General features: G+C 67.1%; 8 protein-coding genes and 7 pseudogenes. 7 read left to right on the top strand and 8 right to left on the bottom strand.

The window, feature by feature from the left end; translation table 11 throughout:
* Positions 1-3 precede the first annotated feature (3 nt).
* Together ACZ6S6_RS24645 and ACZ6S6_RS24650 are read right to left on the bottom strand one after the other, a co-directional pair.
* A complete protein-coding gene (locus ACZ6S6_RS24645; protein ID WP_362960283.1) occupies positions 4-957 on the bottom strand; it encodes a helix-turn-helix domain-containing protein in 954 nt (317 codons plus the stop codon).
* A gap of 548 nt (positions 958-1,505) precedes the next feature.
* Positions 1,506-2,715, bottom strand: a pseudogene (locus tag ACZ6S6_RS24650) (IS3 family transposase).
* A gap of 69 nt (positions 2,716-2,784) precedes the next feature.
* On the opposite strand from ACZ6S6_RS24650, the pseudogene ACZ6S6_RS24655 reads away from it, so the two are divergent.
* Positions 2,785-3,906 (top strand): annotated as a pseudogene (locus ACZ6S6_RS24655) (IS701 family transposase); the annotation flags it as partial.
* A gap of 247 nt (positions 3,907-4,153) precedes the next feature.
* Positions 4,154-4,543, top strand: coding sequence for a hypothetical protein (locus ACZ6S6_RS24660; RefSeq protein WP_362960280.1), 390 nt, complete (start codon positions 4,154-4,156; stop codon positions 4,541-4,543).
* A 114-nt stretch (positions 4,544-4,657) separates the two neighbouring features.
* Here ACZ6S6_RS24660 and ACZ6S6_RS24665 read toward each other — a convergent pair whose 3' ends face one another.
* A complete protein-coding gene (locus tag ACZ6S6_RS24665; protein ID WP_362960277.1) occupies positions 4,658-4,888 on the bottom strand; it encodes a hypothetical protein in 231 nt (76 codons plus the stop codon).
* 91 nt (positions 4,889-4,979) lie between these two features.
* Here ACZ6S6_RS24665 and ACZ6S6_RS24670 point away from each other — a divergent pair, with 91 nt between their 5' ends.
* From ACZ6S6_RS24670 to ACZ6S6_RS24680, 3 genes are all read left to right on the top strand, one after another.
* Positions 4,980-5,303 (top strand): site-specific integrase, encoded by a 324-nt coding sequence (locus ACZ6S6_RS24670; protein WP_362960275.1) that lies wholly within the window; start codon positions 4,980-4,982, stop codon positions 5,301-5,303.
* Positions 5,304-6,656: 1,353 nt separating this feature from the next.
* The gene (locus tag ACZ6S6_RS24675; protein WP_469706963.1) at positions 6,657-11,858 is read left to right on the top strand and encodes a DUF6531 domain-containing protein; all 5,202 of its coding nucleotides are present in this window, start codon (positions 6,657-6,659) and stop codon (positions 11,856-11,858) included.
* Positions 11,858-12,124, top strand: a complete 267-nt coding sequence (locus ACZ6S6_RS24680) for a hypothetical protein (protein WP_362960269.1) — start codon at positions 11,858-11,860, stop codon at positions 12,122-12,124. The genes ACZ6S6_RS24675 and ACZ6S6_RS24680 overlap by 1 nt, the downstream gene beginning before the upstream one ends.
* Positions 12,125-13,161: 1,037 nt before the next feature.
* On the opposite strand, the gene ACZ6S6_RS24685 is transcribed toward ACZ6S6_RS24680, so the two are convergent.
* Positions 13,162-13,929, bottom strand: a complete 768-nt coding sequence (locus tag ACZ6S6_RS24685) for a transposase (RefSeq protein WP_469706964.1) — start codon at positions 13,927-13,929, stop codon at positions 13,162-13,164.
* A gap of 418 nt (positions 13,930-14,347) precedes the next feature.
* Here ACZ6S6_RS24685 and ACZ6S6_RS24690 point away from each other — a divergent pair.
* A pseudogene (locus tag ACZ6S6_RS24690) lies at positions 14,348-14,593 on the top strand (IS1380 family transposase); the annotation flags it as partial.
* Positions 14,594-15,167: 574 nt separating this feature from the next.
* Positions 15,168-15,611: a hypothetical protein gene (locus tag ACZ6S6_RS24695; RefSeq protein ID WP_362960266.1), complete on the top strand. Its 444-nt coding sequence runs from the start codon at positions 15,168-15,170 to the stop codon at positions 15,609-15,611.
* Positions 15,612-17,201: 1,590 nt separating this feature from the next.
* Here the strand turns inward: ACZ6S6_RS24695 and ACZ6S6_RS24700 are convergent.
* From ACZ6S6_RS24700 to ACZ6S6_RS24715, 4 pseudogenes are all read right to left on the bottom strand, one after another.
* Positions 17,202-17,282, bottom strand: a pseudogene (locus tag ACZ6S6_RS24700) (telomere-protecting terminal protein Tpg); the annotation flags it as partial.
* A gap of 132 nt (positions 17,283-17,414) precedes the next feature.
* Positions 17,415-17,684: pseudogene (locus ACZ6S6_RS24705) on the bottom strand (transposase); the annotation flags it as partial.
* Between the two features lie 17 nt (positions 17,685-17,701).
* Positions 17,702-18,142: pseudogene (locus tag ACZ6S6_RS24710) on the bottom strand (transposase); the annotation flags it as partial.
* A 700-nt stretch (positions 18,143-18,842) separates the two neighbouring features.
* Positions 18,843-19,113 (bottom strand): annotated as a pseudogene (locus ACZ6S6_RS24715) (IS110 family transposase); the annotation flags it as partial.
* Between the last annotated feature and the right edge of the window lie 153 nt (positions 19,114-19,266).

Here is a 19,266-nt window from a genome sequence, read left to right on the forward strand (position 1 = left end):
TTGCTATTGCCTGCCTTGGTCACCACCATCCTTGTCCGGGCCGGCTGTGCGCGTCTTGGTCGTCTGTGCACGGTTGCTGGTTACCAGTGCACGGGCGTTGTAACCGTACGTCGCCTTGAAGAGCTTGCTGAAATGGGTGGGATCGGAGAATCCCCACCGGGCGGCCACGGCGGTGACCGTACGTCCGCTTCCGGTCAGCTCGGCCCGGCAGCGCTCCAGGCGGCGACGGCGGATCAGGGCCGCGACGGTGAGCGGCTGGTCCTCGAACAGCTTGTGCAGCCGGCGTACGGATATGTTGTGGGTGGCGGCGATGCCAGGCGGGGACAGATCGGGATCGGCCAGCCGGGTCTCGATGTAGCCGGCGATCCGGCTCCGCAGCCACTCGTCCGGGGCCGGTTGTTCGTCGCCGAGCCGGGCCTCCAGTGCGACCGCGATCAGCTCGACGACGGCCGCCGCCGACCGCAGCGCTTCGGCCTCGCGGAACTCGGTCGCCGACCACGCCGACTCCCGGGCCAGCACGGAGACGAGAGCGCCCGGACCATGGCTGCCGTCGATGCGTACGCCGATGAGCCGGTCGATCTGCGCGGGCCGGATCCGAAGCTCCCGGCGCGGAACCAGGATGGTGACGTGCGCCGCGGCGGTGCTCTCGAACCGGAGCGTACGCGTGGGATCGAGCAGTACCAGGTCGGTCGGCCCGAGTTCGGCGTCGCCGCGCCCTTGCTCGATCCGCGTCCGGCCCCGGATCATCACCTTGACCGCCAGGTTCTCGCCGTCGGAGGCGTCGCGCTCCCGCCCGATACAGGCGCTCTCGGGCGTGTCGAGGGAGACCAGCCGCAGCGGCCCGAGGTCACGGGTGGCGATCCCGCCCCGGAAGCTGGCCCCGGCCAGCTTGTTGATCAGCGGCGGAAACCCGCTGGCGGCCAGCTCGTCCTGGAAAGACTCAAGGTTGCCGATCACCGGTCAATGATAACGGCGACACTTCTGCTCAGGCACGGTGTTCGGCGGGGGGTTACAGCGGCGCCGGCCCGCATCTGCTCTACCAGGCTCTGGTGCACGCGGTGGACGGCTCAGTCGCGCCGGCGACCGACGGCCGAACGGTGAGCGCAGCACCGATATCGGAATCGGTGGTATCCGCCGCGATGGACTTCGAGATGTGTTCACGCTCGTTGGCGATCAACTGGAGTCCGCTGGTGGACGCGGCTGTGACGGCCGGCCTGCCGACACCCGTAACCGCCGGCCGGGTGCAGGGTTGCGAAGCCCCGTCGTCTTGAGCGCCGGCCGGTAACGTCTGGTGAGCACCACCACGGTCACCGCCGCAAAGAACGCGGCAGCGAGGATCGCGCGTGGTCTTCGTGATCGCATGAATGAGTGTCTCTTTTGCCGGTCGACCTAAGGGCTGTCATGCAGTGGTAGTTGCAAGGAGAGAAGCCGACTACTCCGGCCTGTGACCAATGGCCGGTCCCCAGCCTCGGGTGAGGTGACCCCCCGGGTGTGGACACAGGGGTTCACGCTGCGAGTGAGAGTTTAGCTGTCGTGTGGTGCTGCTGCTCGAACTCCAGCGGGGAGAGGTAGGCGAGCGCGCTGTGTCGGCGTCGGGCGTTGTAGTAGGTGAGCCACTGGAAGATCTCCAGCCTCGCCTGCCGCATCGTCAAGAACAGTTCCCTGTGCATCGTCTCTCTCTTTGGTCCCTGCCAGAAACTCTCGGTCAGGGCGTTGTCGTAGCTCGAGCCGACTCTGCCCATGCTCCTGCGGATGCCGTGCCGGTCGAGACCTGGGCGAACGCGGCCGAGGTGTACTGCGATCCGCGGTCCGCGTGGAAGATCACTCCGGTGACGTCGCCGCCGCGGGTCGCGACCGCGGCCTGGAGCGCGTCGATGACGAGCTCGGCCCGCATGTGCGGGGCCATCGAGTAGCCGAGTACCCGGCGCGACCGGATGTCGAGGACGCAGGTGAGGTAGAGCCACGCGGCTCCGACCTGCACATATGTGATGTCGCCGCACCACTTCTCGTCCAGCGTGCCAGCAGTGAAGTCCCGCTGGACCAGATCTGCCACCGGCGGCGCGAGGCGGTCCGGGATCGTGGTGCGCTTCTTCTTGCGCAGGTGACGGCCGACGATGCCATGCTTGCGCATCAGCCTGGCCACCCGCGTGCGGTTGACCGTGTGGCCGAAGCCGCGCAGTTCGGCGTGGACCCGCAGTGCGCCGTAGTTCTCGCGGTGTTCGGTGTGGATCTCGCGGATCTCGGCGACCAAGACGTCCTCTTCGGCCTGGCAGGCGTCGCGGGCCTCGGCGCCGGCGAGCCACTGGTAGTAGCCCGAGCGGGAGACCTGGAGCACCCGGCACAGCCGCTGAACGCCGAAGACGCCGGCGTGGGCGGAGATGAAGTCCCAGCGGCGGGTCCTCACTTCATCTCTTTGGCGAAATAAGCGGCTGCCCGTCGCAGGATCTCGCGCTCCAGCTGCCATTCCCTCTCGGCCTTCAGAAGCCGGGCGTTGTCCGCCCGAAGCCGGGCCAACTCCGCCTCCGCGTCTCCCGACGCCAGCCTGCCGCCGTCCGCCGAGGGCCCGTCCGCGTCACGCACCCAGACGCGCAGCGTCTCGGGATTGACGTTCAGATCGGCGGCGACATCCCGATACGTTCGCCTGCCAGCCGAAGCCCGCCACAACGCGATCGCGCCGGACCGGAACTCCGGACTGTACTTCGAGGGCCTTGCAATGAGGATCTACACCTGCCTGGACCGTCAAGATCCATTGTCAGGTGTGTCCACACTCCGGGGGTCTCCCCAGTGGAGCCGATGGCCGCCCGCCTGGGCGAGGACGGGAACCGGCAGGCCGTGGCCCACTTCGTGACCTCCAGCCCGTGGGACGCGGCGCATGTGCGGGCCCGTCTTGCCTGGCGTATGCAGCCGGTCATCAAACCCACCGCGCTGGTCATCGATGACACCGGGTTCCTCAAGAACGGGGACGCGTCTGCGTGCGTGAGCAGGCAGTACACCGGCACCGCGGACAAGGTCACCAACTGCCAGGCCGGGGTTTCACTGCACCTGGCTTCCAACGGCGCCTCCGCGGCGGTCAACTGGCGTCTGTTCCTGCCCGGGAGCTGGGACCCCGCCTCACCGAAAGCTCATCCGGCCAAGGTGGCCCGCCGCGACAAGTGCGCCATCCCCGCCCAGGAGGGTCATGTCGAGAAGTGGCAGCTGGCCCTCGACATGATCGATGAGACGCGGTCCTGGGGCATCGAGGTGCCCCAGGTCATCGCCGACGGCGGCTACGGGGACACCGCCGCCTTCCGGCTCGGCCTGGAAGAACGCGGTCTCGACTACGTGGTGGGCATCTCGACCACGACCACCGCGCACCCCGAAAACGCAAAGCCCTGCACCCCGGCCTATTCCGGCCGCGGCCCACGACCGGTTCCTGCCTATCCCGAGCCGGCCCAGCGGGTAAAGAGCCTGGTCATCACTGCCGGTAAACGCCCCGCGGGGCCGGTGCAGTGGAGGGAGGGATCACGGCCGGGCAGTGACCACGGCGGACACAAGCGCATGTACTCACGCTTCGTGGCCCTGCGGATCCGGCCCGCCGGACGTGAGATCCGCAGGGCCACGGCCGGCACCGAGCTTCCGACACGCTGGCTGCTGGCGGAGTGGCCCGCCGACCAGGACGAGCCCGTGCAGTTCTGGCTCTCCAACACGCCCGAGACCACCCCGCTGCCCGTCCTCGTGCGCACCGCGAAGCTCCGCTGGCGCATCGAGAACGACTACCGCGAGATGAAGCAGGCCCTGGGCCTGGCCCACTCAGAAGGCCGAACCTGGCCGGGCTGGCACCACCACGTCACCCTCCTCTCCGTCGCCCACGCCTTATGCACCCTGCAGCGACTGAGCCGATCCCCAAAAGAGACGGCGTCGGCCTGAGCCTCTACCGAGTCGTCCGCGAGCTGCAACGACTCCTCGTGATCTGGACCGGCGCCTACCCCACCTGTCACCGCGACATGCCAGACCCCGCACCAACATGACCAAGCCCTACTAGCCCCACCGCCCGGTGTGCCAGCGCCTCCACCTGGACAGTTGTCGTAACCGGCCCGGCTCCCGCCTCGGATACCGTGTTCCTCTACGGGGTGCCATAACGGATGTGACGCCCCCCACCGGAGGTAGTCAGCGTATGAGTTCAAAGCGCAGCAAGAATCCAGCCCTGCCCCTACTTGACGACGCCTTCCGACTCGCGTCGGTCAAGGATGCCGAAGAGTCCACCCGTGACTTGGCCGCGCGGCTGGCCACCACCGAGCTGCGCCGCGTTTCCCACCCGGGCCGGGTCACCTGGGAGCCCACCGATCAGGCCGAGCCCGTACCGGTCCCGCCGACTGTGGTCGACGGTGACGGGGACCTGTGGCTGCGGGACCGGGGCACTGGCACCTGGACCATGCCCGAGTTCAACCCGAAGGAGTTCCCGGCCCGCTGTGGCGAGGTTCTGACGTGGACCCAGCTTGCCAGCGAGTTCGGCCCGCTTACCGCACTGGCCGACGACCGCCGCATCGGCGGCGGCCGGCGCTGACCGCGCAGCCTTCCGGGATGACCGCGCCCCTGAAGCGCCCGTCACGGGTAGCTGGGAGCTCCATCCACCCGCCGAGCTCGACGATCGCGGCGAGCAGGTGAGCGTGGTGGTCGGTCACGATGTCTCCATGTTGCAGCCGGATACGTCGTCGCTGTCCGTGGGGTCGGGGTGGAAGAAGCGGGTGTAGCGGAGTCCGGTCTCCGGAGTGATGTTGAACACCGCGCATAGGTGCTGCGGGTCAGCGCCGGTGACGGCGGCCTCTTCGAGGATTCGGTCCTCGCGAAGTCGCTGGGCGGTGACCGGGAGGCCGCGCAGCAGAGGCTGCATCCAGCCGGTTGTGACCACGACCAGGTCCTCGCAGAGGCAGCGAAGACACGACGGCCGGCCCGCCGGGCTCTGCACGCCCGGGACGAGTCCGGCCCGCACACTCGGGCCGGTGAGCAAGAAGGGGTGGGGCATGACGCCGCACGCCGTCAACGAGGCGGTCAAGCGCCTGGCGCGGCGCGTGAAGCTGGACGTGGCCGGCGACGTGACGTCGCACGGGCTGCGCGCCGGCGTCCCCACCGGCCTCGGCCGGCTCGGGTACTCGGCCGGGGAGATCAAGGAGATCACCAACGACTGGTCCTCCACCGAGCAGGTCGGGAAGTACCGGAAGATCGGTCGGCGACACGCGGGCAGGAAGGCGGACGACCGGCGGTCCAAGGCCATCACGGAGCTGCAGCGGCTGCGGCCGGAGGCGGCGGCGGATCCGGCCGAGTAGCCGGGGCTCGGCCTTCGTTTCGCAGACGCGGCCCCGCGCACGGTCCTGCGATCGCAAGGAGAGAAGGGGGCGGCACGTTCACCGTGGCGCCCCCTCCACCTGTCCGAGAGCGGAAGAAGGTCCTCGCGCAGCCGCACGAACCGCAGGGTCCGGTGCCGCGTGGTGGCCACCGCCACCTCGGCGATCACCACGGTGGCGACGCGGCGGCGGCCGCCCGGCAGGGGCGCTCCCAGCACGCCAGCGACGGGCCCGCCCCACCGCAGGCCGCTGGGCAGCGGGGCGGTCTCGGCCTCCGTCCCGTCCGCCAGGCCGACCGTGACGTGCGTGGGCCGGGCGGCCGGGCCCGCCTAGCACTTCCAGTCGTTTCTGCATTTCAGAAGCGGTGGACGTCGTCTACCACCAGCAGACGAAGAACCCGCTGGAACTCTGCGCAGGTGGCTGAGTGGGACCGCTCAGCACCACAAAATTCCCGGCACCTTGTCACACCCGTACAGTCAGGAGGCCGCCTGACCAGCGGTGCAACGCACCTGACGGCCCATCAGAACGAGCGTCATGGCCGACAGCCGGCGAACAGGCTGCCAACGCCATGTCGCCCATCGGGTCCATCCCCGCCGACTCCGGACGCCGGCTCACCTGTCATGCCCCGCACCATCTGTCCGATCCCTTCAGCGCCTTGCCGTCGACGGTGATCGCTCGGCGCGTCCGGCCCTGTCCCCGGCGGCCTCGCGCCGGCCCGCGGGGTAGGCACCGACCGCCCAGTCGAGGGCGTCACCAACGACAGTTGCCGGCACCCGGCCGATCATGGTCCGCAAAGCCACAGCGCCGCCAAAAGCTCCACTCCCGCACATAGGCAGCGAGCGAGGTCCGCGAACGAGGCGCACCTGTCACTCCCCCACCGGTCCCCACAGCCACGCCAGTCTCCGAGCAGAAACCCAGGTTTCGATGGCTGCTCTCCGGGTGTTCAACTACCGCCTCCGGGGCAGGACGGCTTGTTCACGCCAATCGCCCATCAGGGGGGAGGCTGGTTGACCCCGCGACCAGGGGACACTCCGGGCGCCGTTCGGTGCGGCACATCGGGATCCAGCCCCATCTGCCACCGTGCGTTAGTTCGATCCACTTTTGGATCAAGCATCACCCCGGCTCTGTTCACGACTTACTCACGGGTGATGCACTGTGCGCACACAAGCGCGAAGACTCCTCACAACACTCCTGGCTCTGGCTCTCCTGGCCGTCGCAGGGGTCACCCCCTCCTTGGCCTCTCCCGGAGGCCAACAGACCTCCATACCCCCATCGGCTGCCATACGGACGGCCGCGGCGAGAACCGCTTCGGACCTCCCGAAGCCGCCCAAGGCCATGACGCTGGCCGAGAGACGCCAGCAGGTGAAGCGGGACCGGGGCGAGCTGTCGCCCATGCACAAATACATGGACCCGCGCGCAGAAATGCCGCCCGGCACACCGCACCCCCGTCCCACCGACCCAGCCGACCGAGGCCCGGCCGCCAACAGATCGGCAACTCCGTTCGGCGCGCAGGCAACAGGGAATCCCCCGTGGGTCAGCGCGTACGCCACCGCCTACCCAGCGATGCTGTCGATCGGCGGGCAACTGCAGTTGCCTGAGGGCATGGCCGCATCCAAGGCGTCCGGGATGTGGCTCTACGTCCGCGACGAGGCCGGGAACTTCGTCCTCCAACAGGAGATCAAGCGCTCCACCGGTGACCCTTCGGGCCGCTATCTCGACAACGGTGCCTGGTGCTACGGATGGTGGCCGAGCAACGGCTACCCCGCCGACCAGTGCTTCTGGTGGAGCGGCAGCGCGCTCGGGGGGCATCTCGAGGACGGCAAGAAGTACTACGCATGGATCTTCCTCACCGGCACGGACGGGTCTTCGAGTCCGGGTGGAACCACCTCTCCCCTGGTGGAAGCCTTCTACACGCCTGACATCCCTGGAGCGCAGGCGGGCGTCTGCACCTGCTACGCGCAGGCTCACCGTGCGGACCCGGTCAACACGGCGACCGGCATGTTCTTCGAGCAGCTCACCGACGCCTCCCTGGTCGGCCCAGGTGTGTCACTAGCCCTGGAACGCACTTACCGTTCCGACTCGACCGCAGTGGGCCTGCTGGGCCGCGGCTGGGCGACACCGTTCGACTCGAAGCTCACGGTCGCGACGGGAAAGGTCACCTACCGGGCGGACGACGGGGCGTCGTTCGTGTTCGCGCAGAACAGCGACGGGACGTACAAAGCCCCGGCCGGTTCTGCAGCCAAGCTGGTCAAAGGCACCAGTGACTACATCCTGACCACGCCCGACCACACCAAGCGGACCTTCACCGGCGGTGGTCAGCTCGTTTCCATCGTGGACAAGGCAGGGAAGGGGCTGAACCTGACGTACGTGTCCGGCAAGCTCGCCTCCGTCAAGGACGCCGCCGGCCGCACGACGACCTTCACGGTCGGCGCCGACGGGCTGCTGACCAAGGTGGCCCTGCCGGACACGACGTCAGTGTCCTACGGCTACACCGGTGGTCTGCTGACCTCGGTGACCGACCCCGCCGCAAAGACCTCTTCCTACACGTATGACGCAAACAAGCGGCTGTCGTCCTACACCGACCCCGCGGGGGGCAAGGTCAGCAACACCTTCGACACCGCAGGCCGGATCACTTCCCAGACCGACCAGAACACCAAGACGACCACGTTCACCTGGGACGGCAGCCGCGAGTCCCACACCACGGCGCCCGACGGCGGCCTGTGGACCGACGTGTACTCCGGCAACGTCCTCATGTCGACGATCGATCCGTACGGCAAGAGCATCACCTACGACTACGACCGCTATCTGCGGCCCGTGAGCATCACCGACCAGCGCGGCAACACCACGTCGATGACGTACGACAGCGCCGGCCGCATGCTCACCCGGAGTTCACCTGCGAGCCTCGGCTACAAGGAGATCTGGACCTACGACACGTCGGGCAACATCACTAGCCACACCGACGGCCGCGGCAACAAGACCTCCCACGCGTACAACACGTCCAACCAGCTGACGACGACCACCGACCCGCTCGGCGGCACCACCGCCTACACGTACACGACGCTCGGCGCCATCCGGACAGTGAAGACGCCACGGGGCAAGATCACCACCTACGGCTACGACACGGCCGGTAACCGGACGTCGGTGACCACACCCCTGGGTGAGAAAGCGACGTTCACCTACGACGCGGCCGGACGGATCCTGACCAAGACGGACCCGCGCGGCAACGCCGCCGACGCCGATCCCGCCGCCTACACCACGACGTACGCCTACGACGGGCGCGGACTGCTCAGCTCGGCCACCGACCCGCTGGGCCGCACCACGATCTACACCTACAACGGCGCGGAACAACTCCTCACCGCGAAGAACCCCGAGGGCGACACCACGGCATTCACCTACGACGATGCCGGGCACCTGACCAGGACGACCGACGCGGCGGGCAAGTCCGTCACCCGCACCTACAGCGCCACCGGACATCTCGCCTCCGAGACGGACGCCGCCGGTAACAAGACCACCTACACCTACGACAAGGTCGGTCGTCTGCTCACCAGCGTCTCCCCGCGCGGCAACGTCACCGGCGCGGGCCCGGCCGCCCACACCACGAGCTACGCCTACGACGCCGCCGGAAACAGCACCAAGGTCACCGGTCCCACCGGCGCGTTCACCACCACGGCCTACGACGCGATCAACCGGCCGCTGGTGAACACCGACCAGCTGGGCCACACCACCGGCTACACGTACGACGCCAATGACAACGTCACCAAGGTCACCGACGCAGCGGGCAAGACGACCCTTTCGGTCTACGACAAGAACAATAGGCTGACCAGCAGCACCAACCAATTGAGCAAGACCAGCACCTACGCCTACGACGCCGACGGGAACCTGCTGAGCAGCACCTCCCCCCTGGGCAACAAGGAGAGCTGGACCTACGACGACGACGGCCGCCAGACCACGGCCGTCGACCCGCGGGGCAACGTCACCGGCGCCTCTCCCCCGGCGTACACCACCACCTACGCCTACGACCCGTCGGGCAATTCGACCGCCGTGACCGACCCGCTCGGCAACGTGACCAGAACCGAGTACGACGCCGTTGGAAACATCACCCGGAGCACCGACGCCGACCAGCGCGCCACCACGTACCGCTACGACAAACTCGACCAACTGACCACCGTCACAGCCCCCGGCGGCGCGGCCACCAACTATGGCTACGACTCGGTCGGGAACATGACCGGTCGCACGGACGCCAACAACCACGTCACCACCTACGGTTACGACGCGGCGCACCGCCTGACGTCGGTCACCGACCCGCTGGACCGGGCGACGACGTACGCGTACGACGCGGACAGCAATCCGGTCAAGGTGACGACGCCCCGCGGTTCCACCACCCGGACGTACGACGTCCGTGGCCTGGTCACCAAGATCGACTACTCGGATGCCACGCCGGACGTCACCCTCGGCTACGACGACGCCGGCCAGATGACCGCCCGTGCCAACGCGAAGATCTCCGAGGACTTCGTCTACAACACGGTCGGCGACCTCACCAAGACCCGTGGCTTCGCCTACACCTACGACGCCGCCGGGCAGATGCTCACCCGTAAGTACTCCGACGGCAACACCATCGGCTACACCTACGACAACGACGGCCGCACCGCCACCATGACGGCCGACGGCGCCACCACCACCTACACCTCGGACCCGGCGGGCAACCTCACCAAGACGGCACTGCCCAACACCGAGACCGAGGAGCGCACCTACGACCGGGCAGGCCGCGTCACCGCCGTCACCTCCGCCAAGGCGGGCACGACGGTCACCAAGACCGCCCTGACCCTGTCGGCGGCCGGCCTGCCCACCCGCGTCGACGTCACCCGGGCCGGAGTCGGCACCGGCGGCTACGACCAGACCTACGACACCGCGGGCCGCCTCACCTCCGGCTGCTACCCCCAGCCCTCGATTACCGGCTGCGCCGCGACCCGCGCCACGTCCTACACCTACGACAAGGTCGGCAACCGCCTGACCTCCGCCCTCGGCACCACGTCCACCAGCTACGCCTACGACGACGCCGACCAGCTCGCCTCCACCACCACCGGGGCCACTACCACCGCGTACGACTACGACGCGGAAGGCAACCAGACAAAGGCCGGCGCCAGCACCTTCACCTACGACCTGGCCGGACAGATCTCCGCCGCCACCGTCGCGGGCGCCAACTACACCTACGACCACGACGCCAGCGGCAATCAGGTCGCCACGCTCCAGGACGGCGCTGTAACCAGCCGGACCCAGTGGGACCCCAACGCCCCCCTGCCGATCCTCGCCACCGAGTACGACAGCGCCTCGACCGTCAAGCAGTCCTACCGCTACGACCCCCTCGGCCAGCCCGCAGCCACCAAAACCGGTGCGGGTGCAGTCTTCTACTACCACCACGACACCCAGGGCTCCCCACTCGACGTCACCAGCAGCACCGGCGCCCTCCTCCAGCGCTGGGCCTACGACCCCTATGGCACCCGTGCCCTGGGCACCGTCACCACCGGCGCGCCCTCAAGCACCCCCACCTACACCGGTGCCCGCTATGAATCAACCACCGGCAACATCGACCTCCACGCCCGCCAGTACGACCCCGCCACCGGCCGCTTCAACAGCACCGACCCGGTGACCCGCAGCACCTCAACCCCCCATGTGTCCCCGTACGCCTACGCCGACAACAGGCCCACCCTCCTGACCGACCGGAGCGGCCGAACCCCTGATGATCCGAACGACAGCGTCAACGGCGTCGGCGACGTACTGGGCATCTTCGGCGACGCCTTCGTCGACGTCGTCAAGTCGCCCTTCGTGTTCCTCGGAGACGCACAGGACGCCTTCACCGGCGAGAACGGCGGCGCCGGCGCCTTCCTCGACAAGTACCTCCCCGTCCGCCCCGCGTACCGCCTCTACCGCGCCGAATACATGCTCCGCCAACAAGGCTGCGACGCACTCGCCGACCTCTACGCCGAAGCAGCCGACGAACTTACCCAACAGGTAGCTCTCGTGGGGGTCAGCGGCCTGACAGGGTGGCGGCGAGCAGCTGTCGCTCCCGAGGCAACAACAATCAAGGTCGGGAATCTGAGGTTCGGCCCCGGCGGCGGAGGCGTGACCTTGGGACATGGGGGCATTCCCTACAAGACCCCCCTCACCCCGCAGCTCAAAGCGTTGGTCAATCCTCAGGGCGGCGAGACGAACTGCCGCGCCTGCGCGGTGGCAGTCGACCGTCTGCTCGCCGACGGAGCTCCCTCCTCGGCACCGGGAGGGCTCGCGGCAGGCTCGACTGCGCCGCTCGAAGCCCTGTACGGAGGCAGACAGTTCAAGTCGTCCACGATCTCCGGCATCGTCAATGAGATCAAGACCGCAGGGAACGGCGCCAGAGGTATCGTGCAGGGGCAGAAGGGCAGACGCGCGCATGTCTTCAACGTGGTAAACGTCAAGGGTGAGGTCGTGTTCCTGGACGGTCAGTCGGGACATGCCAATCTCTCGCCATGGCGGAACTTCTCTCTTCTGAGGACAGACTGATGCTGGACATCGAAGACGCTACCGTGCTGGCCCAGAACTTCCTGGACCAGCAAGTCAGCCACGAGGGCATGACCTTCGCGCTCGTCGAAGGGGAACGCGCTCAGGTGGGATCCAACTTCTATTTCGACTGCCAGTCAGCTGCCTATCTCCGCGACGGAGACCCTCGGGACATGGCTGTCGGTACGGGCTACGTGTGCGTTGACGGAGAGACCAGGGAGTGCCGCCTACTGGGTGCGGTCGAGTCTGCCCAGCTCGACCTCTTCTGACCTGACCGGTCATAACTCTCGCGAAACGTCGTGAAGCGACAGGCCCGTGGCCTGCGGCATTCATTTGCCGCAGGCCACGGGCCCGTTTCTTCTGACCCAGCACACACGGTGATCCCAGTACGGCGCGCTCGCAACACCCCGACGAGCTGCGTGAGCGGGCTGTCCGAAAGCTCCGCGCCACCGGCCGCCCGGTCCCTCATGTGGCGGGGGCTTCGGGAGGCTCTGACTCCATTACCGAGGCTTGAGGTACTGACTGTCCTCATCCGGTGGCCCGAGCCGAGAGCTCGAACGGAAGACCTGCTGCTGCCACCCGGATCACCGGTGTCATCCGGTATCCCGTGCAGCCACGATGTTCGCCACCTGCGACCAGAGCCGTACGACCAGGCTGATCTTCCAGGGCAAGCGTCATTCAAGCGCCAAGAATGCTGGACCAAGGTCCTGAAACCATCGTCCAAGTGGTCGCATTCGCAGTGAAACCGCAGGTCAGGCAGTTTCGGGTGGTCGATTCGTCCCCTCGAACCGTTCCACGGAGGAAAACAGGTCGAGCGACCCGCCTGGGCCGCGCGACCGCAGGTCAGGCGCCCTTCGCGACCGGTTCAAGAATCGCCACGCACTCCACATGATGCGTCATCGGAAAGATGTCGGCCTGGGAGAGTCTCGGAAAAGCCCAGTTCAGAGCCCCTATTATGGCTCGCGGTACCGCGTGCTGGCGCCCAGAGCGTCAAACGAGCGTCATGGCCAACAGTCCGTTCCTCCTCCTCGGGACGAAACAGGATGCCACGGTTAGGCCCTCTGCACGAGCCCTCGGATCATTGATCGCCAAAGCACTGGTGGACTACCACCTCGCGAGGGCAAGGACACCGGCATCGTCACCCCCTACGGGATTCAGGCGGAGGCGACGTTGGAAGCCTTGCGGGACGCGGAGAGCGACGGCCGTCCGCTCACGAAGATGGATACGGCACACCGCATCTAAGACCTGTCCCGTAAATGGTCTCTGACTGGTGTGGACGTGGGTGGTGACGAGTCCGGCCGTTTGCCTATCCGGCGAGGTTGAGGTTGTGCAGGCGGGCAATTCCGAGCATGGCGTGGTGGACGCCGTCGCCTCTGAGGCGGCAGTCGCGGAGGATCTTCCAGGTCTTCATGCGGGCGAAGACGTGCTCGACGCGGGCGCGGACCTGTTTGTGGGACGTGTTGTGGGCCTGTTTCCAGTCGGGTAGCTCTTCGCCTTTGCGGCGGCGGTGGGGCATCACGAGCCCGGTGCCCGGATAGCCGCCGTCGGCGATCGTCATGGTCTTGCCGACGGCGGCCTTCGCGCCGGACTCCTCCCATGCCTTGCAGTCGTTGCGGTTGCCGGGCAGGGGCCGGCCGACCAAGACGACGAGCCGGGTGTCGGCGTCGATGACGACCTGGTGGTTGGTGGAGTACCGGTAGTTCTTGGACTGCTCGGCGATGGTGTGGTCGCGGGTGGGTACCAGGGTGCCGTCCACGATGAGCACGGTGTCCTTGCGGAACCGCTTGCGGGGCTGCAGCGCGAGCGATGGGCCGAGGTGGTCGATGATGCGGTCGGCCGCGGACTTCGAGATACCGAAGAGCGGGGCGAGCTGGCGCAACGTCAGGTTTGTTCGCCAGTACGCCGCTACCAGCAGCACCCGGTCCTCCAGCGGAAGAGACCACGGGCGGCCCTTACGCACCGGATCCGCGCCCTCGCGGCGCAGCGCAGTCACCAACTTGCTGAAGACGCGCGGGCTCAGCCCCGTGAACGGGGCTATCCAAGACGGCTCCGACGCCGTGATCACACCAGCCACAGCAAGATCATCTCACCGGTGACCAGCACTTACGGGACAGGTCTTAGGGGTCCCGCAAAACCGGCGCGGTCGGGGACCGGTAGGTCTTGCCCTGGCGACAGCGGGCGCCTCCTGCCGCCGGGACAACCAGTACGGGGGGGCGCTAGGGAATCCGCGAGTCCGCAGTGCACGCCCGCCAACCAACTGCTGCATGAAGGTCGATACGCAGCTGCGATCCGCAAGGGTTCGCGGATACGTAGTGGGCGAGCGTCAAGCAGGCGGGTTGGATCAGGGCCGATGAAGCGCGGCGTAGCCTAGCCTCGCGCTTTCACGCGGCTGGGTGTCCGATGCATGATCGGAAACGCGAAGAGTGCTCCTGAACTGCAACGATGGGTCTCGTCTAGGGTCCGGGTCGTCGCGTGAAAGAAGCACTCCCCAGGTGAAGAAGCGTATCGGGTCCTATCCGCGTGTCCGCATCGAGGGCGGTGGTATCCCAGGCCGGAGGGGTGCTGCTGGTCGAGACGGTCCGCAAGAGCGGCCTGGACACCGCGATATCGACGGCGCTCGCGCCGTCACGGCGGCCTCGGGCGGTGCAGGGAAGATCTTGCTGGACGTGGCCCTGGCGGTCGCGGCGGGCGGGGACTGCCTCGCGGATGTCGCGATGCTGCGGGCCGGGCCTCCTGCAAGTAGATCTTGACGCGCTGGTAGTTGATGGTGAACCCATACTCCGCCACCAGGCGTTCGTGGATTACCGCCCCCTTGAGCAGGATCTCGGCCCGCAGCATCGCGTCGATCAACGGCGCGACCTCGTCCACCACCCGCTGGTACGGCTGACCGTTGGGAGCCCGCCGCGGCGGCGCGACCGGCGTCTCGCCCGACAAGTACTTGCCGACCGTACGACGGTTCAGCCCGGTCTCCTTCGCGATCTCCCGCAAGCTCATCGCACCGGACTCGTACAGACGTGATCGGCCGACAGCCTCGATCTCGCGGGAGATCGACCGTTCGGGTAAGCGGGCCCGTCACCGGAACGCGTTCGAGTGCGACCGCCTCCTTCACCGCCGACACCGGTGCACGTGCGGCAACTTCCCGCGTGGCCACTGACGCGGCATTCAGGCCAGTTATTGGCCGAAACAAGCAGAAAAGGTACTTTTTACCTCGGAATCCGGCGCTGCCCCTGGATGCACTGCCATGATTTCACCCGAAAGGTATGTGACATTTCACATTGCTCTCCAGTGAGGGCAACGAAAGAGAGAGACCCCATGAAGAGTCTTGCCGCTGTTGCGGTCGCCGCCGCGACCCTGGCTGCCCTGGCCACCGGCCAGGAAGCCGTCGCCGCGCCGACCGCGCCGACCGGGTCGGCCGGCCCCGTCATCACCTGCGGCACTCCCGGTGCGCCCGGGATCTTACTGACCCGAGCCTGTGTCGAGGTGACCGGCAACCAGGTGCGCTTCTACGGGGTCGCAGCCACGACCAACTCCGGGTGGCAGCCCCAGCAGGTCGGCTTCACGGTCTCCGGCACGGTTGTCGGCGGCGCTCCGATCGCGCCCATCAACCCGACCGTGCTCGTGCAGGCGGGCACGACCTCGGTCGGCAGTATCGTCACTACCGTGCCGTGCGGTTCGACGGTCACCGGCAGCTTCTCCGTGAACCAGTGGGGCTGGCCCCCGTCGACCGCCACCGTCTCGGCCGTGGTGTCCTGCTGACCAAAGGCTTCGCCCGGCCCTTGAGCCCACACCAAGGCTGAAACGGGACCAAACCGACCCGCCGGGCTCCAATGGCAGCCACTTCCAGGTAGAGCCTGGCGAGTAGCAGGTCCGCGCACCATGAGGAGGGCCGCCGTCCGTGAGGCACGGCGGCCCTTCGGCAGCGGCTTGCCCAATACTGAGGTTGTAGGCGCGATGTCGTTAGGGTGAGTCCTGTTCCGGTGAGGCATCTATCGACGAGGCAGCTGCGGTATTGGATCTGGCGCAGGCCGTGTCGTAGTCGTTCGAGGACACCGACGATCGCACCCGCCGAGACCTGGAACACGTGATCCAGCAGGTGGTGTGGCTGATGCCCAACCCGTTTTTCGTCATCACCAGCCGCTCCCGCCTCTAGTGGGCCGACACCGCCCTGCAGGGCCAGCTCGACTACACCGGTCCCGCCTGCTAGCCCGGCCTCGCGCTCTCCTCCCGGCCCCGCCGTCCCGCAGGCCCGCGGCCCTTTGCGCTGGGCCGGCAGGTCCTGGTCGGTGACTTCGCCCGGAGGGCTGCGATGACTACCTCGCCTGTCGCCTCGAAACCGACGGCACCCCCCTCATCCCCGCTCCCGTCCGTACGGTGATCACGGACCGCTTGCACGGCCTGCCGTTCTACCTCGACCTGTCAGCGCTGCGCTGGCCCGCCGGTGCGTCGACGTCCTCGCGGTCCACGAGAGAGCCCCAGCACACCGGAACTCATCGGCTACGCCGCTGTGGTCTTGCTCGTCTGCATCGTGGATCGTCTGGACTCCGCAGCTCCGCTCCTCCGGTGAGTGGACGGTGACCGCAAGCGCGTCCTTCTCAGCGCCCCAAACCGTTCATGATCGCGGTTTCGGTGGCCCTCCGTGGTCCTGCCACTGAAAGTGATCCAGAACCAGTCTTCAAGAACCCGCGCCATCGAGACCGGCTGAACACCGACCAACTCACCGCCCTCGCCAACCACGGTCTCGACTGGGCATAGGGTTTCTCGCGGCAATGAACGGGGCTGTATCGCCCGGTCTGCGGAGCGCTGGAGGGGGGTTTCAGGATGGCTGAGACAGAGTGAGTAGCCCGTGAAGTGCCATGGGCGCGGCAAGGTACGGAGCACCTGCCCTGCTACTTCTGCGGCGGGCGCGCGGCGATTTTGGGTTCCGGTGACCGACCGGATGCCCCAGGCCGACTGGAGGTGTATTGCGACAACCCGATGTGCGATGCGCGAGAAGTTGTCGTCCTGGTCGAGCGCGACGGCGCAGGGGCGTCTGACCGCGCTGACGTTCGTGCTCTCCGTGAGGTTGACCGGCCGTGCGAGACGCCAGCGGCTCTGGACGTCATGGCTCGCTACGAAGACAACAAGAACATCACGGCACGACGATTGAGCACGACTTCTCTCGCACTGGCCGTGGAGGCACACGAAGGGAAGTAGGTGGGGGAAAGGGCACCGGGTGCGACAAGGCTGAGTACCTGCAATCCATCACGGCCTCGGAAGAGCAACCACCGGCGCTCAACGCCAACTGGCCACTGATGCAGAGCTGGCCCGGACCAATTGGTCCGGGCCAGCCTACTGTTCGGGGCAGCCCTACAGGTCGAACTCCAGGTGCTCGATGTCCGTAAACCGGACCTCGTCCAGGGAACCGGCGCGGCGGCCGCCGTCCTGGAAGGGTCGAGACGGAGTTCGTGAGGCTTGAAGCAGTCGACCGCGAGGAGGTCCACAGCCACGGTTGAGCCTCTTCTACCCCTCCATGTGATCCCCTGACCTACTGAGGTTGAACTCGGGATGTCGTGCTGATGGTCAGGCCGGTCGGATGGTCAGGCCGGTCTTGGTGAGACAGCCGTCGATGAGGTGGCTGCGGTACTGGATGTGCCGCAGGCCGCGCCGGACGGTCTGGACGAGGTGTTCGGGGGTGCTGAAGGCGACGTTCGAGAGCCATCCGCGCCGTAGGAGTGACCAGATGCCCTCGACGGGGTTGAGGTCGGGTGCGTAGGGCGGCAGGTAGTAGATGGTCAGCCAGTCGCGGGTTTCGGCGAACTCTCTCAGGCCGGCTGCTTTGTGGACGTTGAGGATGCCCCTATGGTTCGTCAAGCGGCAGGAGGCGTCGCTGTGGTCGCCGGAGGCCGGATGTGTCGGTAGAGCTCTCGGGCGACGTAGCGTTTGAGGCAGCGGATGATCTCGCGCCTGGACATGCCCTCGGCGGTGCGTCGCTGCAGGTAGGCCTGGGTGCGTTCGTCCCAGCGTATGCGGGACTGGACGATGCGGTAGAGAGCGGCGTTGGCCTGCCGGTGGCCGCCGCGATTCAGTCGCCGTCGCCGGGTCTTGCCGGAGGACTGCTCGACCGGGCTGACACCGCACAGGGCAGCGAATGACGCCTCATCGGTGAGCCTGTCAGGATTGTCGCCTGCGGCGATGAGGAGGACCGCAGCACTGTCGGGGCCAACTCCCACCAGCTCCAGCAGCTGCGGCCGAGTGGACCGGACGGCCTTGGTCGTGCGTTTGGTCAGCTCCTTGATCTCCTGGGACAGGCTGCCAGGAAGGAAACACCCGGACGTGGTTCAGACCCCCGATAATGCGATCAGTCTGGACATCGACGGTGGCCGGCAGATGGATATCCGCGTTCCGCAGCAGCACAAGCCCCCGGACGACTTGTCCCTGTGGATCGGACGCGAGGAGACTTCGGTACCGGTCCTTGTCGGCAGGGCTCTGGCTGTTGCAGATCACCTCCAGGTCGAGGGTCCGGATCGCCGCCAGAGCGGGGGCAATCTCCAGAGCGATCCGTTCGGTGTCACATGCATGCCGTGCTCGCGGCAGAGCGATGTAGAGGTGGTGGCGGCAGCTTCCCATACGTGTGAGATGTACAGAGCAAGGCCGTGCATCTTCTGACGTCCTTTGGCGTGACGCTCGGCGTCGGCAACAGGAAACAGACGGATCGGTCGTGGAGTCATGGATGAACTGCTCCCGTGTGACTCCGCCTGCAGGCGAAGGAAACAGGATACCGAGGGTGCCCCAGGGCAAGTGCCGTGTTTGCAGCGTTGCGCCCGACCGGCAACGTCAGGGATGGAAGCGAGCTAGACCAGCTTCAGCGTCATAGCAGTGCCGGACTTGCCACGTAGGAACACTTCGTCGTCGTCACGCCTCCGGCCTCGCATCCTCGTTTCGCTGCTTGGTGTCGATGCGCGCGACGACGCCAGGGAAATCGAGCATGCCCAGGTGGACGGTGGTGTGCCGGTAGTAGTGGGCCCGCGATACCGGGTCACCCAAGCAGCGAACGCGGAGAGGAAGAAGGCCCGCTTGAGTTGCTTGTTTCCTCTCCGGGACGGCCGTTCACCGCGGATCGACGACCCGGAACTGCGGGTCGCGTGTGCGAGTCCTGCTAGGCGGCGAGGTTGCTGGCGGTCGGGAAAGTGTTGCCGTCGCCGGCCTCGATCAGGATCCTGGCTCCGGTCCTGACGCCGATCCCCGGCATGGACATCAGGACCTTCGAAAGAAGCTCGTCCACGACGCGGATGAGCTGACTCTGGTGCTGTTACATGGAACCTGAGGCGTCCACGACCAGGGCGACGTGAGTGCTCCCCCGAGTGATGCTTCGACTGTATGTGCAGGCAGTGACAGTGGAGTCCGACTGGCCACCACTGCCTCCACCACCACC

This window comes from Streptomyces sp. NPDC048671 (genome assembly GCF_055587045.1).